This window comes from uncultured Schumannella sp. (assembly GCF_905479755.1).
GTDB lineage: Bacteria > Actinomycetota > Actinomycetes > Actinomycetales > Microbacteriaceae > DCRR01.
This window is the reverse complement of record NZ_CAJQNT010000031.1, coordinates 20,362-42,659: the sequence shown is the minus strand read 5'-3', so window position 1 is coordinate 42,659 and position 22,298 is coordinate 20,362. Positions and strand designations below refer to the sequence as shown.

General features: G+C 68.6%; 19 protein-coding genes. 12 read left to right on the top strand and 7 right to left on the bottom strand.

What is annotated here, in order from left to right; translation table 11 throughout:
- Positions 1–226: 226 nt before the first annotated feature.
- The 4 genes from QZ258_RS09345 to QZ258_RS09330 are packed head-to-tail and all read right to left on the bottom strand — an operon-like array spanning position 227 to position 4,222.
- On the bottom strand, positions 227–970 hold the full coding sequence (locus QZ258_RS09345; protein WP_294180911.1) for an ABC transporter ATP-binding protein: 744 nt from the start codon (positions 968–970) through the stop codon (positions 227–229).
- An 8-nt stretch (positions 971–978) separates the two neighbouring features.
- Positions 979–1,962 (bottom strand): ABC transporter ATP-binding protein, encoded by a 984-nt coding sequence (locus QZ258_RS09340; RefSeq protein WP_294180909.1) that lies wholly within the window; start codon positions 1,960–1,962, stop codon positions 979–981.
- Positions 1,952–2,932: a branched-chain amino acid ABC transporter permease gene (locus QZ258_RS09335; RefSeq protein ID WP_294180907.1), complete on the bottom strand. Its 981-nt coding sequence runs from the start codon at positions 2,930–2,932 to the stop codon at positions 1,952–1,954. Before QZ258_RS09335 ends, QZ258_RS09340 begins: the two co-directional genes overlap by 11 nt.
- Positions 2,933–2,941: 9 nt before the next feature.
- Positions 2,942–4,222 (bottom strand): branched-chain amino acid ABC transporter permease, encoded by a 1,281-nt coding sequence (locus tag QZ258_RS09330; RefSeq protein ID WP_294180917.1) that lies wholly within the window; start codon positions 4,220–4,222, stop codon positions 2,942–2,944.
- A gap of 249 nt (positions 4,223–4,471) precedes the next feature.
- On the opposite strand from QZ258_RS09330, the gene guaB reads away from it, so the two are divergent.
- From guaB to guaA, 9 genes are all read left to right on the top strand, one after another.
- Complete coding sequence (gene guaB, locus QZ258_RS09325) at positions 4,472–5,974, top strand: IMP dehydrogenase (protein WP_294180905.1); 1,503 nt, start codon at positions 4,472–4,474, stop codon at positions 5,972–5,974.
- A 156-nt stretch (positions 5,975–6,130) separates the two neighbouring features.
- Positions 6,131–7,198 (top strand): type IV toxin-antitoxin system AbiEi family antitoxin domain-containing protein, encoded by a 1,068-nt coding sequence (locus QZ258_RS09320; RefSeq protein WP_294180903.1) that lies wholly within the window; start codon positions 6,131–6,133, stop codon positions 7,196–7,198.
- Positions 7,195–8,316 (top strand): GuaB3 family IMP dehydrogenase-related protein, encoded by a 1,122-nt coding sequence (locus QZ258_RS09315; protein ID WP_294180901.1) that lies wholly within the window; start codon positions 7,195–7,197, stop codon positions 8,314–8,316. Before QZ258_RS09320 ends, QZ258_RS09315 begins: the two co-directional genes overlap by 4 nt.
- Positions 8,317–8,334: 18 nt before the next feature.
- Positions 8,335–10,059 (top strand): glycerol-3-phosphate dehydrogenase/oxidase, encoded by a 1,725-nt coding sequence (locus tag QZ258_RS09310; protein ID WP_294180899.1) that lies wholly within the window; start codon positions 8,335–8,337, stop codon positions 10,057–10,059.
- A gap of 32 nt (positions 10,060–10,091) precedes the next feature.
- Positions 10,092–10,643: a cation:proton antiporter regulatory subunit gene (locus QZ258_RS09305; protein WP_294180897.1), complete on the top strand. Its 552-nt coding sequence runs from the start codon at positions 10,092–10,094 to the stop codon at positions 10,641–10,643.
- A gap of 3 nt (positions 10,644–10,646) precedes the next feature.
- Entirely contained in the window at positions 10,647–12,071 is a 1,425-nt protein-coding gene (locus QZ258_RS09300) for a cation:proton antiporter (RefSeq protein WP_294180895.1), read from the top strand.
- Positions 12,068–12,838, top strand: coding sequence for an SURF1 family protein (locus QZ258_RS09295; protein ID WP_294180893.1), 771 nt, complete (start codon positions 12,068–12,070; stop codon positions 12,836–12,838). Before QZ258_RS09300 ends, QZ258_RS09295 begins: the two co-directional genes overlap by 4 nt.
- A gap of 4 nt (positions 12,839–12,842) precedes the next feature.
- Positions 12,843–13,280, top strand: coding sequence for a DUF3817 domain-containing protein (locus tag QZ258_RS09290; RefSeq protein ID WP_294180889.1), 438 nt, complete (start codon positions 12,843–12,845; stop codon positions 13,278–13,280).
- Positions 13,277–14,878 carry a glutamine-hydrolyzing GMP synthase gene (guaA, locus tag QZ258_RS09285; protein ID WP_294180887.1) on the top strand — a complete coding sequence of 534 codons (1,602 nt, stop codon included), beginning with the start codon at positions 13,277–13,279 and terminating at the stop codon, positions 14,876–14,878. Before QZ258_RS09290 ends, guaA begins: the two co-directional genes overlap by 4 nt.
- 154 nt (positions 14,879–15,032) lie before the next feature.
- Here the strand turns inward: guaA and QZ258_RS09280 are convergent, their stop codons facing one another.
- Together QZ258_RS09280 and QZ258_RS09275 are read right to left on the bottom strand one after the other, a co-directional pair.
- On the bottom strand, positions 15,033–15,839 hold the full coding sequence (locus QZ258_RS09280; protein ID WP_294180885.1) for a Bax inhibitor-1/YccA family protein: 807 nt from the start codon (positions 15,837–15,839) through the stop codon (positions 15,033–15,035).
- A 62-nt stretch (positions 15,840–15,901) separates the two neighbouring features.
- Positions 15,902–16,522 carry a hypothetical protein gene (locus QZ258_RS09275; protein ID WP_294180883.1) on the bottom strand — a complete coding sequence of 207 codons (621 nt, stop codon included), beginning with the start codon at positions 16,520–16,522 and terminating at the stop codon, positions 15,902–15,904.
- A gap of 25 nt (positions 16,523–16,547) precedes the next feature.
- Here QZ258_RS09275 and QZ258_RS09270 point away from each other — a divergent pair, with 25 nt between their 5' ends.
- From QZ258_RS09270 to QZ258_RS09260, 3 genes are all read left to right on the top strand, one after another.
- Entirely contained in the window at positions 16,548–17,546 is a 999-nt protein-coding gene (locus QZ258_RS09270) for a glycerophosphodiester phosphodiesterase family protein (RefSeq protein WP_294180881.1), read from the top strand.
- 122 nt (positions 17,547–17,668) lie between these two features.
- Positions 17,669–18,421: a hypothetical protein gene (locus QZ258_RS09265; RefSeq protein ID WP_294180879.1), complete on the top strand. Its 753-nt coding sequence runs from the start codon at positions 17,669–17,671 to the stop codon at positions 18,419–18,421.
- Between the two features lie 144 nt (positions 18,422–18,565).
- On the top strand, positions 18,566–20,941 hold the full coding sequence (locus QZ258_RS09260) for an ATP-dependent helicase (protein WP_294180913.1): 2,376 nt from the start codon (positions 18,566–18,568) through the stop codon (positions 20,939–20,941).
- Positions 20,942–20,967: 26 nt separating this feature from the next.
- Here QZ258_RS09260 and QZ258_RS09255 read toward each other — a convergent pair whose 3' ends face one another.
- The gene (locus tag QZ258_RS09255; RefSeq protein WP_294180877.1) at positions 20,968–22,227 is read right to left on the bottom strand and encodes an MFS transporter; all 1,260 of its coding nucleotides are present in this window, start codon (positions 22,225–22,227) and stop codon (positions 20,968–20,970) included.
- Positions 22,228–22,298 lie beyond the last annotated feature (71 nt).

The window sequence follows — 22,298 nt, the reverse complement described above, 5'->3', positions numbered from 1 at the left end:
GGTCGAGTAGTCGCGTCGCGACGTATCGAGGCCCCGGGTGGGGCGCGGTTTCGATACGGCCTGCGGCCTACTCAACCGGCGGGGAGCTTGGCGGTCGAGTAGTCGCGTCGCGACGTATCGAGGCCCCGGGTGGGGCTCGGTTTCGATACGGCCTGCGGCCTCCTCAACCGGCAAGGGGGCGCGGTTTCGATACGGCCTGCGGCCTACTCAACCGGCGGGGGCGCGGTCAGGCGCCGAGGGTGCCGAGGTAGAGACCGATGACCTTGGGATCGTTCAGCAGCTCTCGCCCGGTGCCGGTGTAGGCATCCCGACCCTGATCGAGCACGTAGCCGCGGTCGCAAATCTGCAGGCAGCGTCGCGCGTTCTGTTCGACCATGATCGTGGTGACGCCGGCCTTGTTGATCTCCGAGACGCGGATGAAAGCCTCGTCCTGGCGCACCGGCGACAGGCCCGCGGAGGGCTCGTCCAAGAGCAGCACCTTCGGGTCCATCATGAGTGCGCGGGACATCGCGACCATCTGCCGCTCACCACCGGAGAGCGATCCGGCGCGCTGCTTGAGGCGCGAACCGAGCTCCGCGAAGATGCTCGTCACGAACTCCAACCGCTCCTCGTAGGCCTTCGGTCGCTGGTAGAGCCCCATCTGCAGGTTCTCTTCGATCGACAGGCTCGGGAACACGTTGTTGTTCTGCGGCACGAAACCGACGCCGCGCGCCACCAGCTTGTTCGCCTTGAGGCCGGTGATCTCCTCACCCTCGAGCGAAATGCTGCCGCTGCGGATCTTCACCTGGCCGAAGATGGCCTTGAGAAGCGTCGACTTGCCGGCCCCGTTCGGGCCGATGATGCCGATCAACTCGCCCTGCTGGGCGACCAGGTTGGCGCTGTTGAGGATGTTGACGCCCGGAAGATATCCGGCGACAAGGTCTTTGACCTCGACGACGGCGGTCGTCGTGGCGGCTGCGGGAGTGGCCATGGTCTCGCTCACTTCTTCTTGCGCTTCTCGGCTTTGACCTCGGCGTCGACTTCGGCCTCGTACTCGGCCTCGATCTGCTCGGCCGCCTTCTTGCCGGTGCCGGACGGGTCGGGGATGCGTCCGGTCACGACTCCGAGGTCGACGTCCTGGTGGGCGCCGAGATAGGCATCGATCACGGCGGGATCCTTCATCACCGCATCCGGCGGGCCCTCGGCGACGACCTTGCCCTCGGCCATCACGACCACCCAGTCGGCGATGTGACGCACCATGTGCATGTCGTGCTCGACGAACAGCACCGTCATGCCCTCATCCTTCAAATCGAGGATGTGGTCCAGCAGCGACTGCGTGAGGGCCGGGTTGACACCGGCCATCGGCTCGTCGAGCATGACGAGCGTCGGGTCGGACATGAGCGCGCGCGCCATCTCGAGCAGCTTGCGCTGACCGCCCGACAGGCTTGCGGCGAAATCGTCGCTCTTGGCGTCGAGCTTGAACTTCTTGAGGATGACCTCGGCCTTCGCCTCGATCTTCTCGTCCTGAGCGCGCCACAAGAACGGAAACAGGCTCGGCAGGAACCGCTCGCCGGTCTGGTTCTTGGCCCCGAGCTTCATGTTCTCGAGCACGGTCAAAAGACCGAGCGCCTTCGTCAGCTGGAAGGTGCGCACCTGGCCGCGCTGCGCGACCTTGAAGGCGGGAACACCCGAGATCGACCGGCCATCGAACGACCACTCGCCCTGGTCGGGCTTATCGAACCCGGTGAGCAGGTTGAACAGGGTGGTCTTGCCCGCCCCGTTGGGGCCGATCAGCGCCGTGATGGCGTTGCGGGGGATCTCCAGGTGGTCGACGTCGACCGCGGTGAGACCGCCGAAGCGGCGCTGGATGCCGTCCATCACGATCACCGGGTCGACCTTCGCCACGCCGGGCTTGATCTCTCCGGTGTGCAGGCCCGTCGACTTCTCGCGCGCGACGGGAGGCGTCTGGTCGCTACTTGACAAAGGTCAGCTCCTTCTTGTTCCCGAGGATCCCCTGGGGCCGGAAGATGACGATGAGCATGAGGGCTACACCGACCAGCACGAAGCGGAGTGTCTGAGCCTGGATCGAGGACATGAACGGCAGCACGCCCGCCTGCACCATCGCCGGAAGGACGTTGCTGAGCAGGGTCTGGATGACCCAGAAGATCACCGCGCCGATCACCGGACCGAAGACGGTCGCGGCGCCACCCAGCAGCAGAGCCGTCCAGACGAAGAACGTCAACGAGGTGACGTAGACGCCGGGACTGATGGCCGAGGGCAGGGCGTAGACGATGCCGCCCGCCGCCGCGATCACCCCACCGATGATGAGGGCCTGCAGCTTGTAGGAGAAGACGTTCTTGCCCAGCGCGCGCACGGCATCCTCGTCCTCACGGATGCCCTTCAGCACCCGGCCCCAAGGGCTGCGCATGAGCGACCAGACCAGCAGAATCGCGAACGCGAGCGTGATGATGCCCATGATGCGCACCCACCACTGGGTCTCGTTGTACTCCCACGGGCCGAAGCCGTAGGTGCCCTGCGGGATCGGGTTCGCGTCGCGGAAGCTCGAGTGGTAGCCGCTCAGGCCGTCGGCCGAACCGGTCACCTCGTCGAACGCGGTCGTCAGGAACAGCAGACGCAACACCTCGGCCGCCGCGATCGTGACAATCGCGAGGTAGTCACCGCGCAGGCGCAGCGTCGGGATTCCCAGAATGAGCGCGAAGATCACCGCGCCGACCAGGCCGACGAGCACGCCGCCCCACCAGGGGAATCCGAACGTGAGGATCGAGATCGCGTAGCCGTAGGCGCCGATCGCCATGAAGCCGGCGATACCCATGTTGAGCAGACCCGCGTAGCCGAAGTGTACCGCGAGGCCGAGCGCCGCGAGGGCGTAGGCGAGAGTCGCCGGGCTCAGAATCGAGGAACCGGTGTTCGAGAGGATTTGCAGCCAATCCATGGCGGGCGCCTAACCTATTCTCTCTCGGCGACCCAGGATGCCCTGAGGTCGGAACAGCAGAACGATGATGAGCACGCCGAGTGCGCCGACGTACTTGAGGTCGGCCGGGATCCAGAGACTCGACACCTCGACGAGCATGCCCACGATGATCGAGCCGATCAGGGCGCCGAACGCGGTGCCGAGGCCGCCGAGGGTGACCGCGGCGAAGACGAGCAACAGGATCTGCGCGCCCATGTCCCACTTGATGCCGGGGCGGAAGTACGCCCACAGCACACCCGAAAGCGAGGCGAGCGTCGCGGCGACGACCCAGACCACCCGGACCACGCGGTCCACGTCGATGCCGGATGCGGCCGCGAGCGAAGGGTTGTCGGAGACGGCGCGCGTGGCCTTGCCGAGCCGAGTGAACAGCAACCACCAGGCGAAGACCAGGATGACCACGATCGACAACCCCATGCTCGCCATGTCGATGACGCTGAGCGACACGACACCGAAGAGCGGGATCTTGGGGGCGTCAGCGCCGGGAAGCTGGATCGTGCCACCGCCGATGAAGAACTGGAACACGTAGCGCGCGGTGAGCGACAGACCGATGCTGACGATCATCAGCTGAACGATGCCGACGCCCTTTTTGCGCAACGGTCTCCACAGGCCCGCATCGAGACCCCAGCCGGCCGCGGCACCCATCACCACGGCGAGCGGGATCGCCAGCCAGATCTCGAAGCCGAACAGGGTGGAGAACATCAACGTCATCACGGCGCCGAAGGTCACCATTTCGGCGTGCGCGAAGTTCGAGATGCCGGTCGTGCCGAACACGAGCGAGAGGCCGATCGCGGCGAGCCCCAGCATGAGGCCGAAGTTCAAGCCGTTGACGAGCCGCTGCACGAACTGATCGAAGAAGCTGGTGACGTTGCGTTCGCCCTCGCCGATGAAGAAGTTCACGGTGACGCGACCGCCCGCACCGACGGCGGCCTCGCGCACGTTCGGCGTCTCCGAGGTCTCATCGACCACGGCGATGCCCTCCGGGAGGGTGTCCTCGTTGAGGGTGACCGAATAGGAGACGTTGCGCTCGGGGACGCCCACGGCCCACTGGCCTTCGGCATCCGTCTCGACCACGGTCGTGATGCCGTTGCCGTCGACCGTCAGCTCGACGTCCTCCAACGGGTTGCCGTCGAGTTGAACGTTGCCGCTCACCCGATAGGGGTACGTGTCGGTGTCGACCTCGTCGGCGTAGGCGGGAGATGCGGCGAAGAGTGCCATGGCGGCGATCGCGGTCGCCAGCACTCCTGTCACGATGCGCACGCGGTGGCGCGTGGGTCGGTCGGCGGCGGGAGCCACAGGACCTCCAGTTCTCGGGTGAAAAGCAGGCGCGACGAGCGCATTCACACACGGACGTCGTCGTTGACGTTACTGAGCCTATGTTGCGGCAGTGTTTCCATGCGAACTCAATTTCGCCGGAATTCTGCGGGCGGCGAGCCGTTAAGCTTCGTATACCCGTCTCCAGCGCTGTAGTCGGTACCCACTCCCACGCCTTGCAGGAGCACCATGGACCAGCACGACCCCTTCGCCTTCGTCGGACTCACCTACGACGACGTGATGCTCCTGCCCGGGCACACGGATGTGATCCCGAGCGAGGCGGACACCTCCTCGCGCCTCACCAAGCGCATCACCGTGACCTCGCCGCTCGTCTCGAGCGCGATGGACACCGTCACCGAGTCGCGCATGGCTATTGCAATGGCCCGCCAGGGCGGCCTCGGGGTGCTGCACCGCAACCTGTCGATCGACGAGCAGGCGCGCCACGTCGACAAGGTGAAGCGCAGCGAGTCCGGCATGATCACCAACCCGGTCACGACGACGCCGGATGCGACGGTCGCCGAAGTCGACGCGCTCTGCGGGCAGTTCCGGGTGTCCGGCCTTCCGGTCGTCGAGGGCGACGGAACGCTCGTCGGCATCATCACCAACCGCGACATGCGATTCGTCTCGCCCTTCGAGAAGGGGACCGCGCTCGTGCGCGACGTGATGACGAAGGCGCCGCTCATCACCGCGCCCGAAGGCATCGACCCCGACGACGCGATCGCGATCTTCGCGCAGCACAAGATCGAGAAGCTGCCGCTCATCGACGAGGCGGGCCGACTGCGCGGACTCATCACCGTGAAGGACTTCGACAAGAGCGAGCAGTACCCGAACGCCACCAAAGACGACGAGGGCCGTCTGCGCGTCGGCGCCGCCATCGGATTCTTCGGCGACGCCTGGGAGCGCGCCGGCGCACTCCGTGACGCGGGCGTCGACGTCATCGTCGTCGACACCGCCAACGGCGACTCGAAGGGCGTGCTCGAGATCATTTCGCGCCTCAAGTCGGACTCGGCCTTCGCCGCGGTCGACATCATCGGCGGCAACGTCGCCACCCGCTCGGGCGCGCAGGCGCTCGTGGATGCGGGTGCCGACGCCATCAAGGTCGGCGTGGGCCCCGGGTCCATCTGCACGACGCGCGTGGTGGCGGGGGTCGGGGTGCCGCAGGTGACGGCGGTCTATGAGGCATCCCTCGCGGCGCGTGCCGCGGGCGTTCCCCTGATCGCCGATGGCGGCCTCCAGTATTCGGGCGACATTGCCAAGGCGCTCGTGGCGGGCGCCGACACCGTGATGCTCGGCTCGCTGCTTGCGGGCACCGACGAGAGCCCGGGCGACCTGGTCTACCAGAACGGCAAGCAGTTCAAGAACTACCGCGGCATGGGCTCGCTCGGCGCGCTGAGCGATCGCGGCAAGAAGACCTCGTACTCGCGCGACCGGTACTTCCAGGCGGACGTGCCCTCGGATGCGCAGCTGATTCCCGAAGGCATCGAGGGTCGGGTGCCCTACCGTGGCGCGCTCGGCGCGACCGTGTACCAGCTCGTGGGCGGGCTGCGGCAGTCGATGTTCTACGTGGGCGCCCGCACGATCCCGGAGCTGAAGTCGCTCGGCAAGTTCGTGCGCATCACCCCCGCCGGCCTCAAGGAATCCCACCCCCACGACATCCAAATGACCGTCGAGGCCCCCAACTACACCCGCTGAGTGGCGGCAGGGATGCATCCCTGACGCCGGCGAGTGCCGCGCGCGGCACTCGGTTGGGTCGCGGGCTACTCGTTCGCAGGCGCTGCAGCGCGCCGAGCGTCCCCAGCTGCATCGCGCGCGAGCGCACCGGAGGCGCTCGCTTGCGATCGTGTCGGGATGCGACTCTCCCCCGACCTCTCCCTCGAACTCCGACTCGCCGCCGACGAGCACGGCCTGCTCTCGGTCGCCCGCTATCGCGAGTTGGGCGGCGACCCGCGTGCCCTCCGGGAAGCGTGCGCCTCGGGGTTGCTCACCCGCGTGCGACTCGGCATCTACTGCGACAGCACACGCTGGGGCTCGCTCTCGGCGCGCGAGCAGCATGTGCTGCGCGTGCGCGCCGCACTGGCCCAGGTCGGCCCCGAGTTCCGCGCGGCGGGGACCTCCGCGGCCGCCGTGTGGGATCTCCCCATCTTCGGCACGTGGCCGCCCACCGTCACCCTGCTCGGCCCGTACCGCGGCGGCGGCCGCAGCGATCCGGGCGTCCGACGCGTGACCGCGGGATTCGAAACCGCCGACCCTGTCGAGCACGACGGGGTCCGCGTCACCAGCCGCGCGCGCACCGCGCTGCAACTCGCCTCCGCCGGAGACTTCCTGGCCGGCGTCATGGCGACGGATGCGGTCCTCGCCGCCGGAGCACCGCGCGCCGAGCTCTGGCGCGAGTTCGAGGGCGCGGGATCGAGGCTGGCGACGCGCGCGGCCGCGCGGGCGATCGAGTTCGCCGATGGGGCATCCGAAAGTCCGGGCGAGTCGGCAGCGCGGGCGGCGATCTTTCTCGCCGGTTTCGAGTCGCCGGAACTCCAGGTGGAGTTCGTTGATGCGGAGGGGGTGATGCGCGCCGATTTCGCCTGGGCGGATCGGCGCATCCTGGGCGAGTTCGATGGGAAGCAGAAGTATGAGCGCGAGCGCAACGGCGGGGAGGACGCGCAGTCGGTGCTGTGGCGGGAGAAGCTGCGCGAAGACCGGCTGCGGAGGCAGGCCGACGCGATGGTGCGTCTGGTGTGGGCCGATGTGATGAGTCGGGAGCGGCTCGCGCGCGTGCTCGACGCGGGCGGCGTGCCCCGTCGTGGCGCCTCGACTCGCCGAGCGCGTGACCCGCGCCCCGACCGCGTACCGCGCGCGGCACTCGCGAACGCCCGGGATGCATCCCCGCCAGCACAGGTTGGGGTGGGTAGGGTTGGGGGGTGAGCGACATCGAGATCGGGCGGGCCAAGCGAGCCCGCCGCGCGTATGCCTTTGACGACATCGCGATTGTGCCCAGCCGCCGCACGCGTGACCCGAAGGACGTCAGCATCAGCTGGACGATCGACGCGTTCACGTTCACCATCCCCGTGCTCGCGGCGCCGATGGACTCCGTGGTGAGCCCCGCGACCGCGATCGCGATCGGAAAACTCGGCGGCCTCGGCGTGCTCGACCTCGAGGGCCTCTGGACGCGCTACGACGACCCCGAGCCGGTGCTCGCCCAGATCTGCAAGCTCGCGCCGAGCGAGGCCACCGCGGCCATGCAGCGCCTCTACGCCGAGCCGATCAAGCCCGAGCTCATCAAGGCCCGACTCGCCGAGATCCGCACGGCGGGGGTGCCGGTCGCCGGCGCGCTCAGCCCGCAGCGCACGCAGGAGCACTACAAGACCGTCGTGGATGCGGGGGTCGACCTGTTCGTGATCCGCGGCACCACGGTGAGCGCCGAGCACGTTTCCAAGACGGTCGAACCGCTCAACCTCAAGGAGTTCATCTACGAGCTCGACGTGCCGGTCATCGTCGGCGGGGCCGCGACCTACACGGCCGCGCTGCACCTGATGCGCACGGGCGCCGCGGGCGTGCTCGTCGGCTTCGGCGGCGGCGCCGCCTCGACCACGCGCTCGAGCCTCGGCATCCACGCCCCGATGGCGACCGCCGTCGCCGATGTGGCGGGCGCTCGCCGCGACTACCTCGACGAATCCGGCGGGCGCTACGTGCACGTCATCGCCGACGGCGGACTCGGCACGAGCGGCGACATCGTCAAGGCCGTGTCGATGGGAGCCGACGCCGTCATGCTCGGTTCGGCCCTCGCCCGCGCCGAGGAGGCACCCGGCGGCGGCTGGCACTGGGGCGCCGAGGCGCACCACTCCGAACTGCCGCGCGGCCACCGCGTCGAGGTCGGCACGGTCGCCCCGCTCGAACAGCTGCTGTTCGGCCCCTCGGACACGGCGAACGGCCGGGTCAACCTGATGGGGGCGCTGCGGCGCGCGATGGCCACCACCGGGTATTCGGATCTCAAGGAGTTCCAGCGCGTCGAGGTCGTCATCGCGCCGTATCGTCAGAGCTAACGCGCGAGGAGCGTTTCGATGAGCCCTGCTTCTGTCACCCGCTCGAACAAGCTCGGGCCGGAGGAGCGGGCCGCCGCGCTCGCCAACATGCGCGCCAAGGAACTCGACGTGCTCGTGATCGGCGGCGGAATCGTCGGCACCGGTGCGGCGCTGGATGCGGTGACGCGCGGCCTCCGCACCGGCATGCTGGAGGCGCGCGATTGGGCCTCGGGCACCTCCAGCCGCAGTTCGAAGCTGGTGCACGGCGGCATCCGCTATCTGGAACAGCTCGACTTTCCGCTCGTGCGCGAGGCGCTCATCGAGCGCGGTCTGCTGCTGCAGCGGATCGCTCCCCACCTGGTCAAACCGGTGCGGTTTCTCTACCCGCTGACTCAACCGCTTGTGGAGCGCGCGTATGTCGGTGCGGGGATGCTCCTCTACGACCTGTTCAGCTACACGGGCTTCCGCACGCCCGGGGTGCCGCATCACCGCCACCTGAGTCGTCGGCAGGTGTTGCGAGCGGCGCCGAGCCTGCGCCACGACGCCTTCGTCGGGGGCCTCAGCTACTACGACGCGCAGGTCGACGACGCGCGCTATGTCGCGACGCTCGCCCGCACCGCGAGCTTCTACGGCGCGCACGTCGCCAACCGAGTCAAGGTGGTCGGATTCGTGAAGGTCGGCCAGCGCGTCGTCGGCGTGAAGGCGCACGACGTGGAGACCGGCGAGGACTTCGAGATCATGGCGAAGCAGGTCGTGAACGCGACGGGCGTCTGGACGGACGAGACGCAGGCGATGGTCGGGGAGCGGGGCCAGTTCAAGGTGCGCGCCTCGAAGGGCGTGCACCTGGTGGTGCCGCGCGACCGGTTCCACTCGAAGCTGGGGCTGCTGTTGCGCACCGAGAAGAGCGTGCTGTTCGTGATCCCGTGGGGGCGGCACTGGCTGATCGGGACAACCGACACCCGGTGGACGCTCGACAAGGCGCATCCCGCGGCGACGGCGGCCGACATCGACTACATCCTCGAGCACGTCAACGAGGTGCTCTCGGTGCCGCTCACGCGGGACGACGTCGAGGGCGTGTTCGCGGGGCTGCGTCCGCTGCTCGCGGGGGAGAGCGACGAGACCAGCAAGCTGAGCCGCGAGCACGTCGTCGCGCACGCCGTGCCGGGTCTGGTTGTCGTCGCGGGTGGGAAGTGGACCACCTACCGGGTGATGGCGAAGGATGCCATCGACGAGGCCGCGGCGGCGCTCGATGGCCGCACCGCCGAGTCGGTGACGGAGAACATCGGACTGCTCGGCGCCGAGGGCTACCAGGCCGCCTGGAACAAGCGCGGCAAGATCGCGCGCGCGTTCGGGGTGCACAAGTACCGCGTCGAGCGGCTGCTTGATCGCTACGGCGTGCTCACCGATGAGCTCCTGGATCTGGTGCGTGCCCGGCCCGAACTGCTGGAGCCGCTCCCGGGTGCCGACGACTACATCGGGGCGGAGGTCGTCTACGCGGCCAGTCACGAGGGGGCGCTGCACCTCGACGACGTGCTCGCACGGCGAACGCGCATCTCGATCGAGGCCTGGGACCGCGGCGTCGCCGCGGCACCGGTCGCCGCACGTCTGATGGGTGAGGAACTCGGCTGGGATGAGGCCCGCGTGGAGCGCGAGCTGGCGCTCTACCTCGCGCGGGTCGAGGCGGAGTTGGAGAGCCAGCGCCAGCCCGACGACGAGTCGGCCGATCACATCCGGCGGCAAGCGCCCGAATTCAGCCCCAACTAGACTGACCGGGGTTGCGCCGAGAGGAGCCGTGAATGGTCGACGTGCGTCGAGTCAAGTTGCCCGGTGTCGGCGTGCTCCACACCTTCGTCTCCGGCGACGGGGGAAAGGTCGGCGTGATCACGCACCGCTCGGGCCAGAGCGATCTGATCGCGTTCGCGGATGCGGACGAGACTGACGGCGACAGCCAGAAGGTGTCGTTGCGACTTGACGAAGACGAGGCGCACACGCTCGCCGAGCTGCTCGGCGGGACGCGCATCACCGAGGCGCTGTCGGGCATCGACGAGATTCCGGGGCTGTCGATCGACTGGTTCCATGTCGACTACGAGGACCACATCGCGGGGCAGATTCTCGGCAACATGGCCAGCCGCGGGCTCCCCGGCGTGACGGTCGTCGCGGTCGTCCGTTCGGATGCCGCGAACCCCGCGCCCGCCGAGGACTTCAAAGTGTTCCCGGGTGACACGCTCGTCGTCGCCGGGAGCCCCGAAAAGGTGGCGAAGGCGTTCCAGTTCTACCGCACGGGCGAGGTCAAGGCGAAGACGCCGACGACGGCGATCCCGGTGCAGGACTCCCCGCCCGGGGAGTAGCGCATGCACGGCGAAGAACTTCTCGTCCTCGGCGTCCTGTTCCTCATCGCCTACATGCTGGGACGGCTCGGCAAATTCATCGGCCTCCCGGCGATTCCGATCTACATGCTGGTGGGGCTTGTCGCGAGCCCCAATTTCGCGCTGTTCCCGCTCGATTTCAGCGCCGACGATGTCGAGCTGGTGGCGATCTTCGGGCTGATCTTCTTGCTGTTCAGCCTTGGGCTCGAGTTCGACCTCGACGAGTTCTTCGGCAACGCGCGGGCACTGCTCATCTCGGGCGGCACCCGCATCGCGATCAACTTCGGCGTCGGCTTCGCGTTCGGGCTCTTCCTCGGCTGGGGCTCGCGCGAGGCGCTCATCATCGCCGGGATGACCGGCGTCTCCTCGAGCGCCATCATCACGAAGCTGCTGATCGAGTTGCGGCGCCTGGCCAACCGCGAGACCCCGGTCATCCTCGGTATCGCCGTCGTGGAGGACGTGTTCATCGCGATCTACCTCGCGATCGTCGGGGTCGTGATCGGCGGCGAGACCGAGTTGTGGCCGATCGTCGTGGAACTCGCGATCTCGTTCGCGTTCCTGGTGGCGATGTTCTCGCTCGCGCGATTCGGCGGGCGGCTGGTCGGGCGGCTCGTGCAGACCCGCGACGACGAGTTGTTCACGATTTTGTTCTTCGGCCTCGCCGTCGCCTTCGGGGGCATCGGGGAACTGCTCGGCGTCTCGGATGCGATCGGTGCCTTCCTGATCGGCCTCGTGCTCGGCTCGACCCACCTGCGTGCCCGCATCGAGCAGTTCACCAGACCGTTGCGCGACGTGTTCGCGGCCTTCTTCTTCCTGGCCTTCGGCCTCGCGCTCGACCCGTCGACATTCGGGGAGGTGGTGTGGCCGGTGGTGGCCGCGATCGTGGTCACGCTCGTGATCAACACCGCCGGCGGTCAGCTGATCGCCCGACTCAACGGGCTCACGGCCGCCCAGGGGCTCAACGTCAGCGCGATGCTGCAGACCCGGGGTGAGTTCGCCCTGATCTTGGCGACGCTGGCGGCGGCGGCCGGGCTGGATGACCGGCTGACGCCGTTCGCCGGTCTGTACGTGCTCTCGATGGCGGTGATCGGACCCGTCCTCGCGGTCAACTCGGAGAAGTTCGGTGCGGTGCTGCGTCGCCGCAGCGCCCCCCGGGTGGGCACGGCCGAGCCGGGTGACCCGCTGCTGGCGCTGGCCGAGGAGATCATGGCGGCCGAGCCCACGGAGTCCGAGCAGGCCTTCGAGGTCGCGGCGGGCGAGGCCCCCGGGGCGCCCTTGGCACCCCGCCGGCCCTTGCGGGCGCCGAGCGATGAGAACGACGAAGTCGAGGAGGCGGCCGCGCGTGCCGCGCAGGCCGCGGAGCAGAGCGACGGGGTCGTGCCGCCGCGGGAGAGGGATCCGGAGTATTGAACGAGACCAAGACGGCGCGTTTTTGGCGCCTCGCGCGCCAACCGAAGTGGATCGCGGCGCTCGTGCTGGTGCTCGCGGTGGCGGCGGCGTTCGCCGGGCTCGGCCGCTGGCAGCTGGAGCGCAGTGTGATCGCGAGCTCCGTCAACGAGATCGACACCGAGACCGTCGTGCCGCTCACCGAGCTCGCGACGCCCGCCACCTCGACCACGGGCGACCAGCTCGGCCGGGTCGTGAGCGTCACGGGACGCTTCGCGCCCGAGGACACGCTCGTGCTCTCGTCGCGCCTGCACGACGGTGACACCGGCTACTGGACGATCGCGCGACTTCTCGTGGATGCCCCGGGCACCACCGAGGCGGCGTCACTCGTCGTGGCGCTCGGGTGGGCGGCGACGGAGGCTGAGGCGCTCGCCGCCGCGCCCGAGGGTGGCGGGGAGGTCGAGTTGCAGGGCCGGTATCTGCCGAGCGAACCGCCGCGCTCGGAGGATCTGGAGACGGGGGAACGCTCGGCCGTCTCGATCGCCGAATTCATCAACCTCTGGCCGGACTACACCGGAACCATCTACGGCGGTTATCTGATCTCGGACTCCGCTCCGGCGGGTCTCACGCTGATCGATGCGCCCGCGCCGCTGCCGGAGGCCTCGGTCAACCTGCTCAACCTGTTCTACGCCCTGGAGTGGCTCATCTTCGCGGGCTTCGCCTTCTACCTCTGGTATCGCCTCGTGATGGACGAGGTCGAGAAAGAGGTCGAGGCGGCGACCGTAGACTAGAGCCATGCCTGCCGGACCGAGTCTTCCTGACGTTCCCCGCATCCGCACGGTCCTCGCGGTGTACCGCGTCTCGGCCATGATCACCGGGTTCTTCCTGCTCGGGCTCGTCGTGATGATGGTGTTCCGCTACGGATTCCACCTCGACATCGAGCTCGGCGGCCCGTTCGGGTTCCTCGCCCTCACGCAGGTCGGTCAGCTGACCGCGATCAACCTGTCGGTCGTGCTGCTGTCGGTGCACGGCTGGCTCTACGTGCTCTACCTGGCGCTCGATTTCATGCTCTGGCGGATGCTGCGGTTCAGCTTCTTCCGGTTCCTGTGGATCGCGCTCGGCGGCGTGATTCCATTTCTGTCGTTCTGGTTCGAATACGAGGTGCCGAAGTTCGTGAAAGCTGAAATCGCCAAGGTTGAGGACGCCGCGAGCCCGGTCGAGGTGACCGCGTGACCCACGAAGCGGATGCCGCTGCCGCAGAACACGCCGAATCCCGCCCCGTCCTGGTGGTCGACTTCGGCGCGCAGTACGCCCAGTTGATCGCCCGCCGCGTGCGCGAGGCGAACGTCTACAGCGAGATCGTGCCGCACACGATCACGGCGGCCGAGATCCGGGAGAAGAACCCGGTCGGGATCGTGCTCTCGGGCGGACCGTCGAGCGTCTACGAGCCCGGCTCGCCGAGCCTCGATCCGGCGATTCTCGAGCTCGGGATTCCGACGATGGGCATCTGCTACGGCTTCCAGGTGATGGCCCGGCAGCTCGGCGGCGAGGTCGCCAAGACGGGCGCGCGCGAGTACGGCTCGACCGAGGTGCGCCTGTCCGGCGGCGGCGGCGTGTTCCTCAACGAGCAGCCCCCGACGCAGAGCGCCTGGATGAGCCACGGCGACTCGGTCGTGAAGGCGCCCGAGGGCTTCGAGGTGCTGGCTTCCAGCGACTCGACCCCGGTGGCGGCCTTCGGTAGCGATGAACGCAAGCTGTACGGCGTGCAGTGGCACCCCGAGGTGAAGCACTCGGCCTTCGGCCAGCAGGTGCTGGAGAACTTCCTGCACCGCGCGGCGGGCATCGCCCCCGAGTGGAACGCCGACAATGTGATCGCCGAACAGGTGGCGCGCATCAAAGACCAGGTGGGATCCGGGCGCGTGATCTGCGGGCTCTCCGGCGGCGTCGATTCGGCGGTCGCGGCGGCCCTCGTGCACGAGGCGGTCGGCGACCAGCTGGTCTGCGTGTTCGTCGACCACGGCCTGCTGCGCCAGGGCGAGCGCGAACAGGTCGAGAAGGATTACGTGGAGGCCACCGGCATCCGCCTGGTCACGGTGGATGCGGCCGAGCAGTTCCTGACGGCGCTCGCCGGGGTCAGCGACCCCGAGACGAAGCGCAAGATTATCGGTCGCGAGTTCATCCGCACCTTCGAGGCCGCGCAAGCGGAGCTGGTGGCCGAGTTCGCCGCCGAAGGCGACCCGATCAAGTTCCTCGTGCAGGGCACGCTTTACCCCGACGTTGTCGAGTCGGGCGGCGGCACGGGCACGGCCAACATCAAGAGCCACCACAACGTCGGCGGGCTTCCCGAGGATCTGCAGTTCGAGCTCGTCGAGCCGCTGCGCACCCTGTTCAAGGACGAGGTGCGCGCGATCGGTCGCGAGCTGGGCCTGCCGGAGGCGATCGTCGGCCGGCACCCGTTCCCGGGGCCGGGCCTGGGCATCCGCATCGTCGGTGAGGTCACCTTCGAGCGGCTCGAACTGCTGCGTGCGGCGGATGCGATCGTGCGCCAGGAGCTCACCGCCGCGGGCCTGGACGCCGAGATCTGGCAGTGTCCGGTGGTGCTGCTCGCCGATGTGCGCAGCGTCGGCGTGCAGGGCGACGGCCGCACCTACGGTCACCCGATCGTGCTGCGCCCGGTCAGTTCGGAGGACGCCATGACCGCCGACTGGACGCGACTGCCCTACGACGTGCTCGCGCGCGTCTCGAACCGCATCACGAACGAGGTCGACGGGGTCAACCGGGTCGTGCTCGACGTCACGTCGAAGCCCCCGGGAACCATTGAGTGGGAGTAGCCCGTGGGCGAAGGCCATTTCTGGCCTTCGCGGGCTGCTCCCCGAGTCCCGTCTCGGGGCTCGGCGCACAGGGTGAGCCGAATCTGTCCCGCTGAAGCGTGAACGAAAAGCGGCCCGAGCCTTTCCAGGCCCGGGCCGCTTTCGCGTTGTCGCGTTAGTTCCGCGGCATGAAGAAGCTCAGCAGGCGCAGGATCTCGACGTAGAGCCACACGACGGTGACCATGATGCCGAAGGCGGCCGTCCAGCCGTAGATGCGCGGGGCGCCGTTGTTGACGCCGCGCTGCACCATGTCGAAGTCGAGCACGAGCGAGTACGCCGCGAGCGGCACCACGATGATGCCGAGGATCACGCCGAGCGGGATTCCGAAGATCTCGACCGAACCGCGCAGTCCGTACATCGAGTCGCTCACGCCGAACATGACGAGACCGAAGTTGATGAGCGAGAAGGCGGCGTAGCCGATGATCGCGATCATGAAGATCTTGGTGGCGCGCTTGGAGGCGCGCACCTTGCCGCTCGCGAACAGCGCGAGGGTGACCCCGACGACGCCGAGCGTGCCGAAGATGGCCATCGGCACGATGCCGTCGGCGAACATCGACGAGTAGATCGCCGAGATGCCGCCGACGAAGACGCCTTCGACCGCCGCGTAGATCAGGATGAGCGGCACCGAGGGCTGCTTCTTGAACGTGTTGATGAGGGCGAGCACGAGACCGGCGATCGCCGCGGGAATCGTGAGCGCCGGCACGAACCAGCCGACTGCCGCGCCGAGAACGAGAATCGCGAAGCTACCCACGGTCTTGGCGATGACGTCCTCGTAGCTCATCCGGTCCATCTGGTCCGGGGTTGCCGTGCCGCGCGAGTACTGGGCGTCGAGCTCAGCGGGCGTGGGGATCGCGGGCGCCGCGGCGCTCGCGACTCCGCGACCGGAGAACGCCGGCGAATTGGTGAAGGCGAAGTTGGCCATGTGTCTGTTGTGTCCTCGAGAATTCGGGGGCGAAGCGACGCGGCTGCGTCGCCAAGACCAGTTTAGGAAGTCTCGGGCTCTCCAGGCTGATTTTTCGCCGCAGGCGGAGCCGCGCCCCGTGCGGCGGAGCCTCGCGCCGGGAGAGGCTTGGCGGCGCCGGCGGCGTGCAGCGCCCGCGCCGCCCACGAGGACAGCACCATCACGCCGAGACCGCTGCCGAGCGCGGCCGTCATGTATTCGTACTCGGTGAAGACCGATCCGCTCGTGAAGATCCGCGCGATCATGACGGATGCGGCGATCACGAAGAGCACGGTGGCGTAGCTACGCGCCGGCCGGTGGCGCACCAGCAGCCAGGCGAGGTAGGGCACGACGAGCACGCCGATGAAGCGCGGGCCGGTGAGCAGGAGCCAGGCGGCCGTGGTGGCAGGAAACAGCACCAGCACCCGTCGCCACCCCGCCGAGGGCAGAATGCTCCAGCCCGCGAGGTACGCGGTGGTGCCGAGCCCGAGCAACCACAGCGACCAGGTGTTCGACCCGGCGATGGCGACGCCGCCGGAGACGATGAGCACCGTTCCGAGCGCGAGCCGCTCGCGATACCAGCCCCAGCGCAACGGAATGAGGGCGGCGGGTTCGCGCCACGGCGGCCTGCGTTCCGGGGAGGGGGCGCGGTCGCGGGGAGCCATGATGCGGCCACACTATCGTGGCACCGTGACCTCCAACGAGACCCTCGTGATCGGGCATCGCGGTGCGAGCGGCTACCGGCCCGAGCACTCGCGCTCGGCCTACCAGTGGGCGATCATGCTGGGGGCGGATGCCGTCGAACCCGACCTCGTCAGCTCGCGCGACGGGGTGCTCGTCATCCGCCACGAGAACGAGATCTCGGGCACGACCGATGTCGCCGATCACCCGGAGTTCGCCGACCGGCGCGCCACCAAGATCGTCGACGGACAGAAGCTCAGCGGCTGGTTCACCGAAGACTTCGACTGGGACGAGCTCGCGACGCTGCGCACCCGCGAACGACTCCCGCAGCTGCGGCAGAGTTCCACGACCTTCGACGGTCGCGAGCCGATTCTGCGGCTCGTCGACCTGCTCGAACTGCTGGACGAGGCGCGGGTGCGCACCGGGCGCCAGATCGGTCTGGTGACCGAGGTCAAGCATCCGAGCTATTTCGCCTCCATCGGGCTGCCGCTCGAACAGACGGTCGCGCGCGAGCTGGCCTCCTGGAGCGGGCGGCCCGAGTTGACCGTGGAGTGCTTCGAGCAGTCCGCGCTCACCGAACTGCGGGAGCTGGGACTTGCGGCCCGCTACGTCTACCTGATCGAAAACTCGGGGGCGGCCCCGGATCTGCGGGCCCGCTTCGGGCGGCAGGCGCCCGCCTACTCGACCCAGCTCACCAACGCCGGTCTGGCAAGGCTCGCCGCCGAAGTCGACGGCATCAGCGTCAACAAGTCGCTGCTGCTGGCGGCCGACGGCGACGGGATGCGCGCGACCGACCTCGTGGCCCGCGCCCACGACGCGGGGCTGCTCGTCTACACCTGGACGTTGCGCCCCGAGAACCGCTTCCTCGAGCCGCCGCACCGTCGCGGCTCCTCGCCCGCCGCCTGGGGGGACTGGCGCCGCGAGTTCGAGCTGATCCTTGACACCGGCGTCGAGGGGGTCTTCGCCGATCATCCCGACCTGCCCCGCGAGCTGCTGCCGCGAGCGTAGTCGCGGCGTAATCGGAGCGCGCCGCCCGCCGATCCGGTGCGCGGGAGTTCGTAGTGTCCTCTTCGGCTCGCGCGTGGACGCGGCCCGCGCATCCGCGCGCTCACCCCCGCGAAAGGACTCTCATGACCGCCGACACCACCGCTCCCGACATCGACCAGGCTCCCGACGCCGAGCCCGCGGCCGACGCACCGACAGCGCCCGCCCGCCACCGGCTGTGGCCGCTGTGGGCCGTGCTCGCGGGCGCGCTCGGCTTCACCGCGACGGTGCTGATGGATGTGCGCCCGCTCACCGAAATCCAGTCGATCGCCAACGGCATCCCCTACGAGGTGACGCCGGCCGACATGGATGACATCACGCGCACCAACAACTACCTCGGCTTCGTGCTCGGCTTCGTCGCGGTCGCGGCGATGCTCGCGCTGCACGGCGCGTGGCGCGTGCGCGTCGAAACCGCGTACGCGAACTCGATCGCCGCGCGCGTCGTGAGCGGCGCGCTGCTGACGACCGCGGCCGGCCTCACCCTCGCCTTCGGGTGGAAGGGCGCCCTGGCGAACTACGGATTCGACGGACCGGAGGCCGGCGCCTACGGCGAGGAGGGCCTCTTCGTCTACTACATGCTGACCGACTTCGGCGCCTACCTGCCGTGGCTCGGCGCGATCATCGCCGCGGCCGCCGTGGCGTGGATGGCCTTCGTCGAGCGGAGCGTCTCCCGTGGGCTCGGCGCGTTCTCGGGCATCCTCGCGATCCTGGTGGCCGGGGCCTTCGTGGTCTCGGGCGTGCCGGGCCTGAGCGGACTCGTCGGCGGATTCTGGCTCGTCGTCGCGGGCATCTGGCTCTCGGTGGGTCGCAGCGCGATCACGCTGAAGCCGGCGGCCTAGCTGTCACCCGACCCGGCGGTCGGTCCCGCTCCCTCCTGGGCGGGCCCGACCGCCGTTTTCGTCGTCGGCCCGCCGTAGACTCGACCGGTCATGAGCTTCCTCCCCACCGACTCCGTTCCCTTCGGTTCCGACCCGGAGGCCTGGATGCCGCCCCCCGAGAGCGCGGGTCGCGGGCCGGTCGCGGTCGACGAGGCCCTGCTGGAGGGCCTCAACCCGCGCCAGCGCGAGGCCGTGCTGCACCGCGGACCCTCGCTGCTGATCGTGGCGGGCGCCGGCTCCGGCAAGACGAGCGTGCTCACCCGGCGCATCGCGGGGTTGCTGCAAAGCCGCGAGGCGTGGCCGAGTCAGATCCTCGCGATCACGTTCACGAACAAGGCCGCGGCCGAGATGCGCGAGCGCGTGAACCAGCTCGTCGGGGGTGCAGCCGAGGGCATGTGGATCTCGACGTTCCACTCGGCGTGTGTGCGCATCCTGCGTCGTCAGGCCGAGGTGATGGGCATGACGCAGGGCTTCACGATCTACGACTCCGCCGACAGCCGGGCGCTCATCAAGCGGATCATCAAAGAGATGGATGCCGACACCTTCGGCTTCACCCCCGGCAACGTGAGCGCCAAGATCTCGAAGCTCAAAAACGAGCTCTCCGACGTGGAGACCTACTCGCGGAACGTCAACGCCGACGACCCCAAAGAGGTCATGTTCCTCGAGCTCTTCCGCCGCTACACGGCGGGGCTGCGTCGCGCCAACGCGATGGACTTCGACGACCTGATCGGTGAGACGGTGCACCTGTTCCGCGCCTTCCCCGAGGTGGCGGCGCTCTACCAGCGCCGATTCCGCCACGTGCTCGTCGACGAATATCAGGACACCAACCACGCGCAGTACTCGCTCATTCGCGAGTTCGTGCGCGCGGTCAAGCCCGAACACGTGCCCGCCGACACACGCATGTCGCTCGCTCCGGACGGCGGCATCCCCGCCGCCTCGCTCACGGTCGTGGGTGACTCGGATCAGTCGATCTACGCGTTCCGCGGCGCCGACATCCGCAACATCGTCGAATTCGAACGCGACTTCCCCGACTCGAAAGTGATCCTGCTCGAGCAGAACTACCGCTCGACGCAGAACATCCTCGACGCGGCCAACGCCGTCATCTCGAACAACTTCGACCGCAAGGCGAAGAACCTGTTCACCGATGTCGGGGCGGGCGACGCGATCGTCGGCTACACGGGGTACTCGGGGCACGACGAAGCACAGTTCGTCGCCGACGAGATCGCCACCCTGCACTCCGGCGGGATGCGCTACAGCGACATCGCCGTGTTTTACCGCACCAACTCGCAGACCCGTGCGCTGGAAGAGATCTTCATCCGCTCGGGGCTGCCCTACCGGGTGCTCGGCGGCACCAAGTTCTACGAGCGTGCCGAGATCAAGGACGCGATGGCGTACCTGATCCAGGTCGCGAATCCGGCCGACGATCTGGCGCTGCGCCGCATCATGAACACGCCGAAGCGCGGCATCGGACCGGCGACCGAGGCGGCGCTGCAGGCGCACGCGGATCGTCTGGAGATTCCCCTGCGCGAGGCGCTGCGGGATGCCGACCAACTCGGCCTCGGACCGAAGGTGACGGCGGCGATCCTGACGCTTGCGGCGACGCTCGACGAGGCGACGCGGATCGCAACGACGCCGGGCGGCGGACGGCCGGGTGGGGCTCCCGCCGATGTGCTGACCTTCCTGCTCGATAAGACCGGGTATGTCGAGGCGCTACGCGCGACGCGCGACCCGCAGGACGAGGCGCGCATCGAGAATGTGGAAGAACTCGTCGCGGTGACCAAGGAGTTCGGGCGGAACAACTCCGAGGGCGGACTGATCGACTTCCTCACCGAGGTCGCGCTGGTCGCGGCCGCCGACGATCTCGACGACAGCTCGGGCACGGTCTCGTTGATGACGCTGCACACGGCGAAAGGCCTCGAGTTCGAGGCGGTCTTCCTCACCGGCGTCGAGGAGGGGCTGCTGCCGCACCAGATGTCGGCGGGGGAGCCCGGCGGGCTCTCCGAGGAGCGACGACTGTTCTATGTCGGCATCACGCGCGCGCGCAAGAAGCTGCATCTGTCTCTCGCGATGAGTCGCTCGACCTTCGGCGAGACGACCGTGGCGATGCCCTCGCGGTATCTGCAGGAGATCCCCGCGGGGCTGATCGAGTGGCGGCAGAGCGCCGGCGACGCGACCTCGCGCGGGGGCCTGCGCCCGCGCGCGCTCAACGCGCGCACCCCGCGCGAGGAGAAGTTCTCGTACTCGACCTCGCTGCCGCCGGGCCGGGCCAAGACCGAGTGGACGAGCCCGGTCACCAACAAGGTGCGCGACAACGGCGACCTGTCCTTGGCGGTCGGCGACCGCATCCGTCACGCCGACTTCGGCGAGGGGCGCGTGACCGAGGTGACCGGTGCCGGACCCAAGTCGGTCGCCGAGGTGCAGTTCGAGCAGGCCGGGCGCAAGCGTCTGCTCATCAAGATCGCGCCGATCGAGAAGCTCTAGCCCGCGCCCGCGCCACCTGCGGCGGCTCAGTCCTCGGGCTCGGGAATGACGGGAACCACCGCGGCGTCGGCGCGGGAGCGGATGCCGCGGGCCAGCACCACCACGCCGAGCGCGCCCGCGACGAGCAGCAGCGCGCCGGCGTCGATCGCGAGAGCGCCACTCACCCCGACGATGCCGCCGAGGATGCCCACCAGCACGCCGCTGCCGGCACGGAAGCCGAAGCCGGTGACGCTCGAGGCACCGACGAAGCGGCCGCGTTCGTCGCTGGGCGCATCCAGTTGCACGACCGTTTGACCGGACGACTCCGACCAGATCAGCGCGAAGCCCGCGAGCAGCAGCATCGGCAAGGACACCAGGTATTCGCGCGAGACCGCGAAGATCAGCAGGCACGCCGCGTAGAGGATCGCCGCTCCGACCGCGAGACCGACGCCCGCGCGGATGCGCCCGATCGCCTCAAGCGTGAGGCCGCCGATCACGGCGCCCGCCGCCATCGAGACGATGAGCAGCCCGTAGCCGAGGCCGGAGTCGTCGAGGCCGAGCAGGTTCCCGAATTCGGGGAACAGCGGCAGCAGTGCGGCACCGATGAACAGGCCCGTCGCACCCTGCACGATCATCACGATCAAGATCGAGGGGTACTTCGGCAGTTTGCGCACCACGGCGAACACGTCGCGCGCGTGCACGCGCGGTCGGGGGGTCGTGCGGTGCTGGTGCCCGTCGAGCGGGGTGACGGCGAGGTAGATCACGAACGGCAGGTACATCGCCATATTCAGCAGCATCCCGATGCCGGGGCCGACGGTGAAGAGCATCGCGGCGCCGAAGGCGGGGCCGACGAGCTGGCCGAGACTGAGTCCGGTGGCCATCAGGCGCACGGCGCTCGGCAGGTCGCGCGGCCCGACGATGTCGTAGATCATCACCTGGTCGGCGGGGCGCCAGAGCGCGCTCGCGAAGCCGTGCAACAGGAGCAACAGGATGCAGTGCCAGATCTCGAGCGAGTTGCTGAGGATCAGGATCGCCCACAGCAGCGAGGCGAGCATGAACATGCCGCAGGAGATCTGGATGATGCGCCGGTTGTCGTAGCGGTCGGCGAGCGCGCCGAACGGGATCGAGAAGAACAGGTGCGGCAACCAGTGGCTGACGACGGCGAAGCCGGCGAGCAGGGGCGATTCGAACAGTTGCCACATGACCCAGTAGGTGAGGGCGTGCTCGGCGTTGTCGCCCGCCATGAGCAGGCTTCCCCCGGTGAGATAGCCCTTGTACCAGCGGGCGCGCAGCGCAGCGAATCTCACGCGCACAGCCTAGGGGTCTTGTCGGCGATGCATTAGCGATATATCGTTGACCTATCGCGAATAATTCGTCG

Excerpts from the sequence above, each read along its gene's own strand:
- QZ258_RS09345 (WP_294180911.1), bottom strand. The coding sequence starts at position 970 with ATGGCCACTCCCGCAGCCGCCACGACGACCGCCGTCGTCGAGGTCAAA.
- QZ258_RS09335 (WP_294180907.1), bottom strand. The coding sequence starts at position 2,932 with ATGGATTGGCTGCAAATCCTCTCGAACACCGGTTCCTCGATTCTGAGC.
- guaB (WP_294180905.1), top strand. The coding sequence starts at position 4,472 with ATGGACCAGCACGACCCCTTCGCCTTCGTCGGACTCACCTACGACGAC.
- QZ258_RS09320 (WP_294180903.1), top strand. The coding sequence starts at position 6,131 with ATGCGACTCTCCCCCGACCTCTCCCTCGAACTCCGACTCGCCGCCGAC.
- QZ258_RS09310 (WP_294180899.1), top strand. The coding sequence starts at position 8,335 with ATGAGCCCTGCTTCTGTCACCCGCTCGAACAAGCTCGGGCCGGAGGAG.
- QZ258_RS09305 (WP_294180897.1), top strand. The coding sequence starts at position 10,092 with ATGGTCGACGTGCGTCGAGTCAAGTTGCCCGGTGTCGGCGTGCTCCAC.
- QZ258_RS09300 (WP_294180895.1), top strand. The coding sequence starts at position 10,647 with ATGCACGGCGAAGAACTTCTCGTCCTCGGCGTCCTGTTCCTCATCGCC.
- QZ258_RS09290 (WP_294180889.1), top strand. The coding sequence starts at position 12,843 with ATGCCTGCCGGACCGAGTCTTCCTGACGTTCCCCGCATCCGCACGGTC.
- QZ258_RS09280 (WP_294180885.1), bottom strand. The coding sequence starts at position 15,839 with ATGGCCAACTTCGCCTTCACCAATTCGCCGGCGTTCTCCGGTCGCGGA.
- QZ258_RS09275 (WP_294180883.1), bottom strand. The coding sequence starts at position 16,522 with ATGGCTCCCCGCGACCGCGCCCCCTCCCCGGAACGCAGGCCGCCGTGG.
- QZ258_RS09265 (WP_294180879.1), top strand. The coding sequence starts at position 17,669 with ATGACCGCCGACACCACCGCTCCCGACATCGACCAGGCTCCCGACGCC.
- QZ258_RS09260 (WP_294180913.1), top strand. The coding sequence starts at position 18,566 with ATGCCGCCCCCCGAGAGCGCGGGTCGCGGGCCGGTCGCGGTCGACGAG.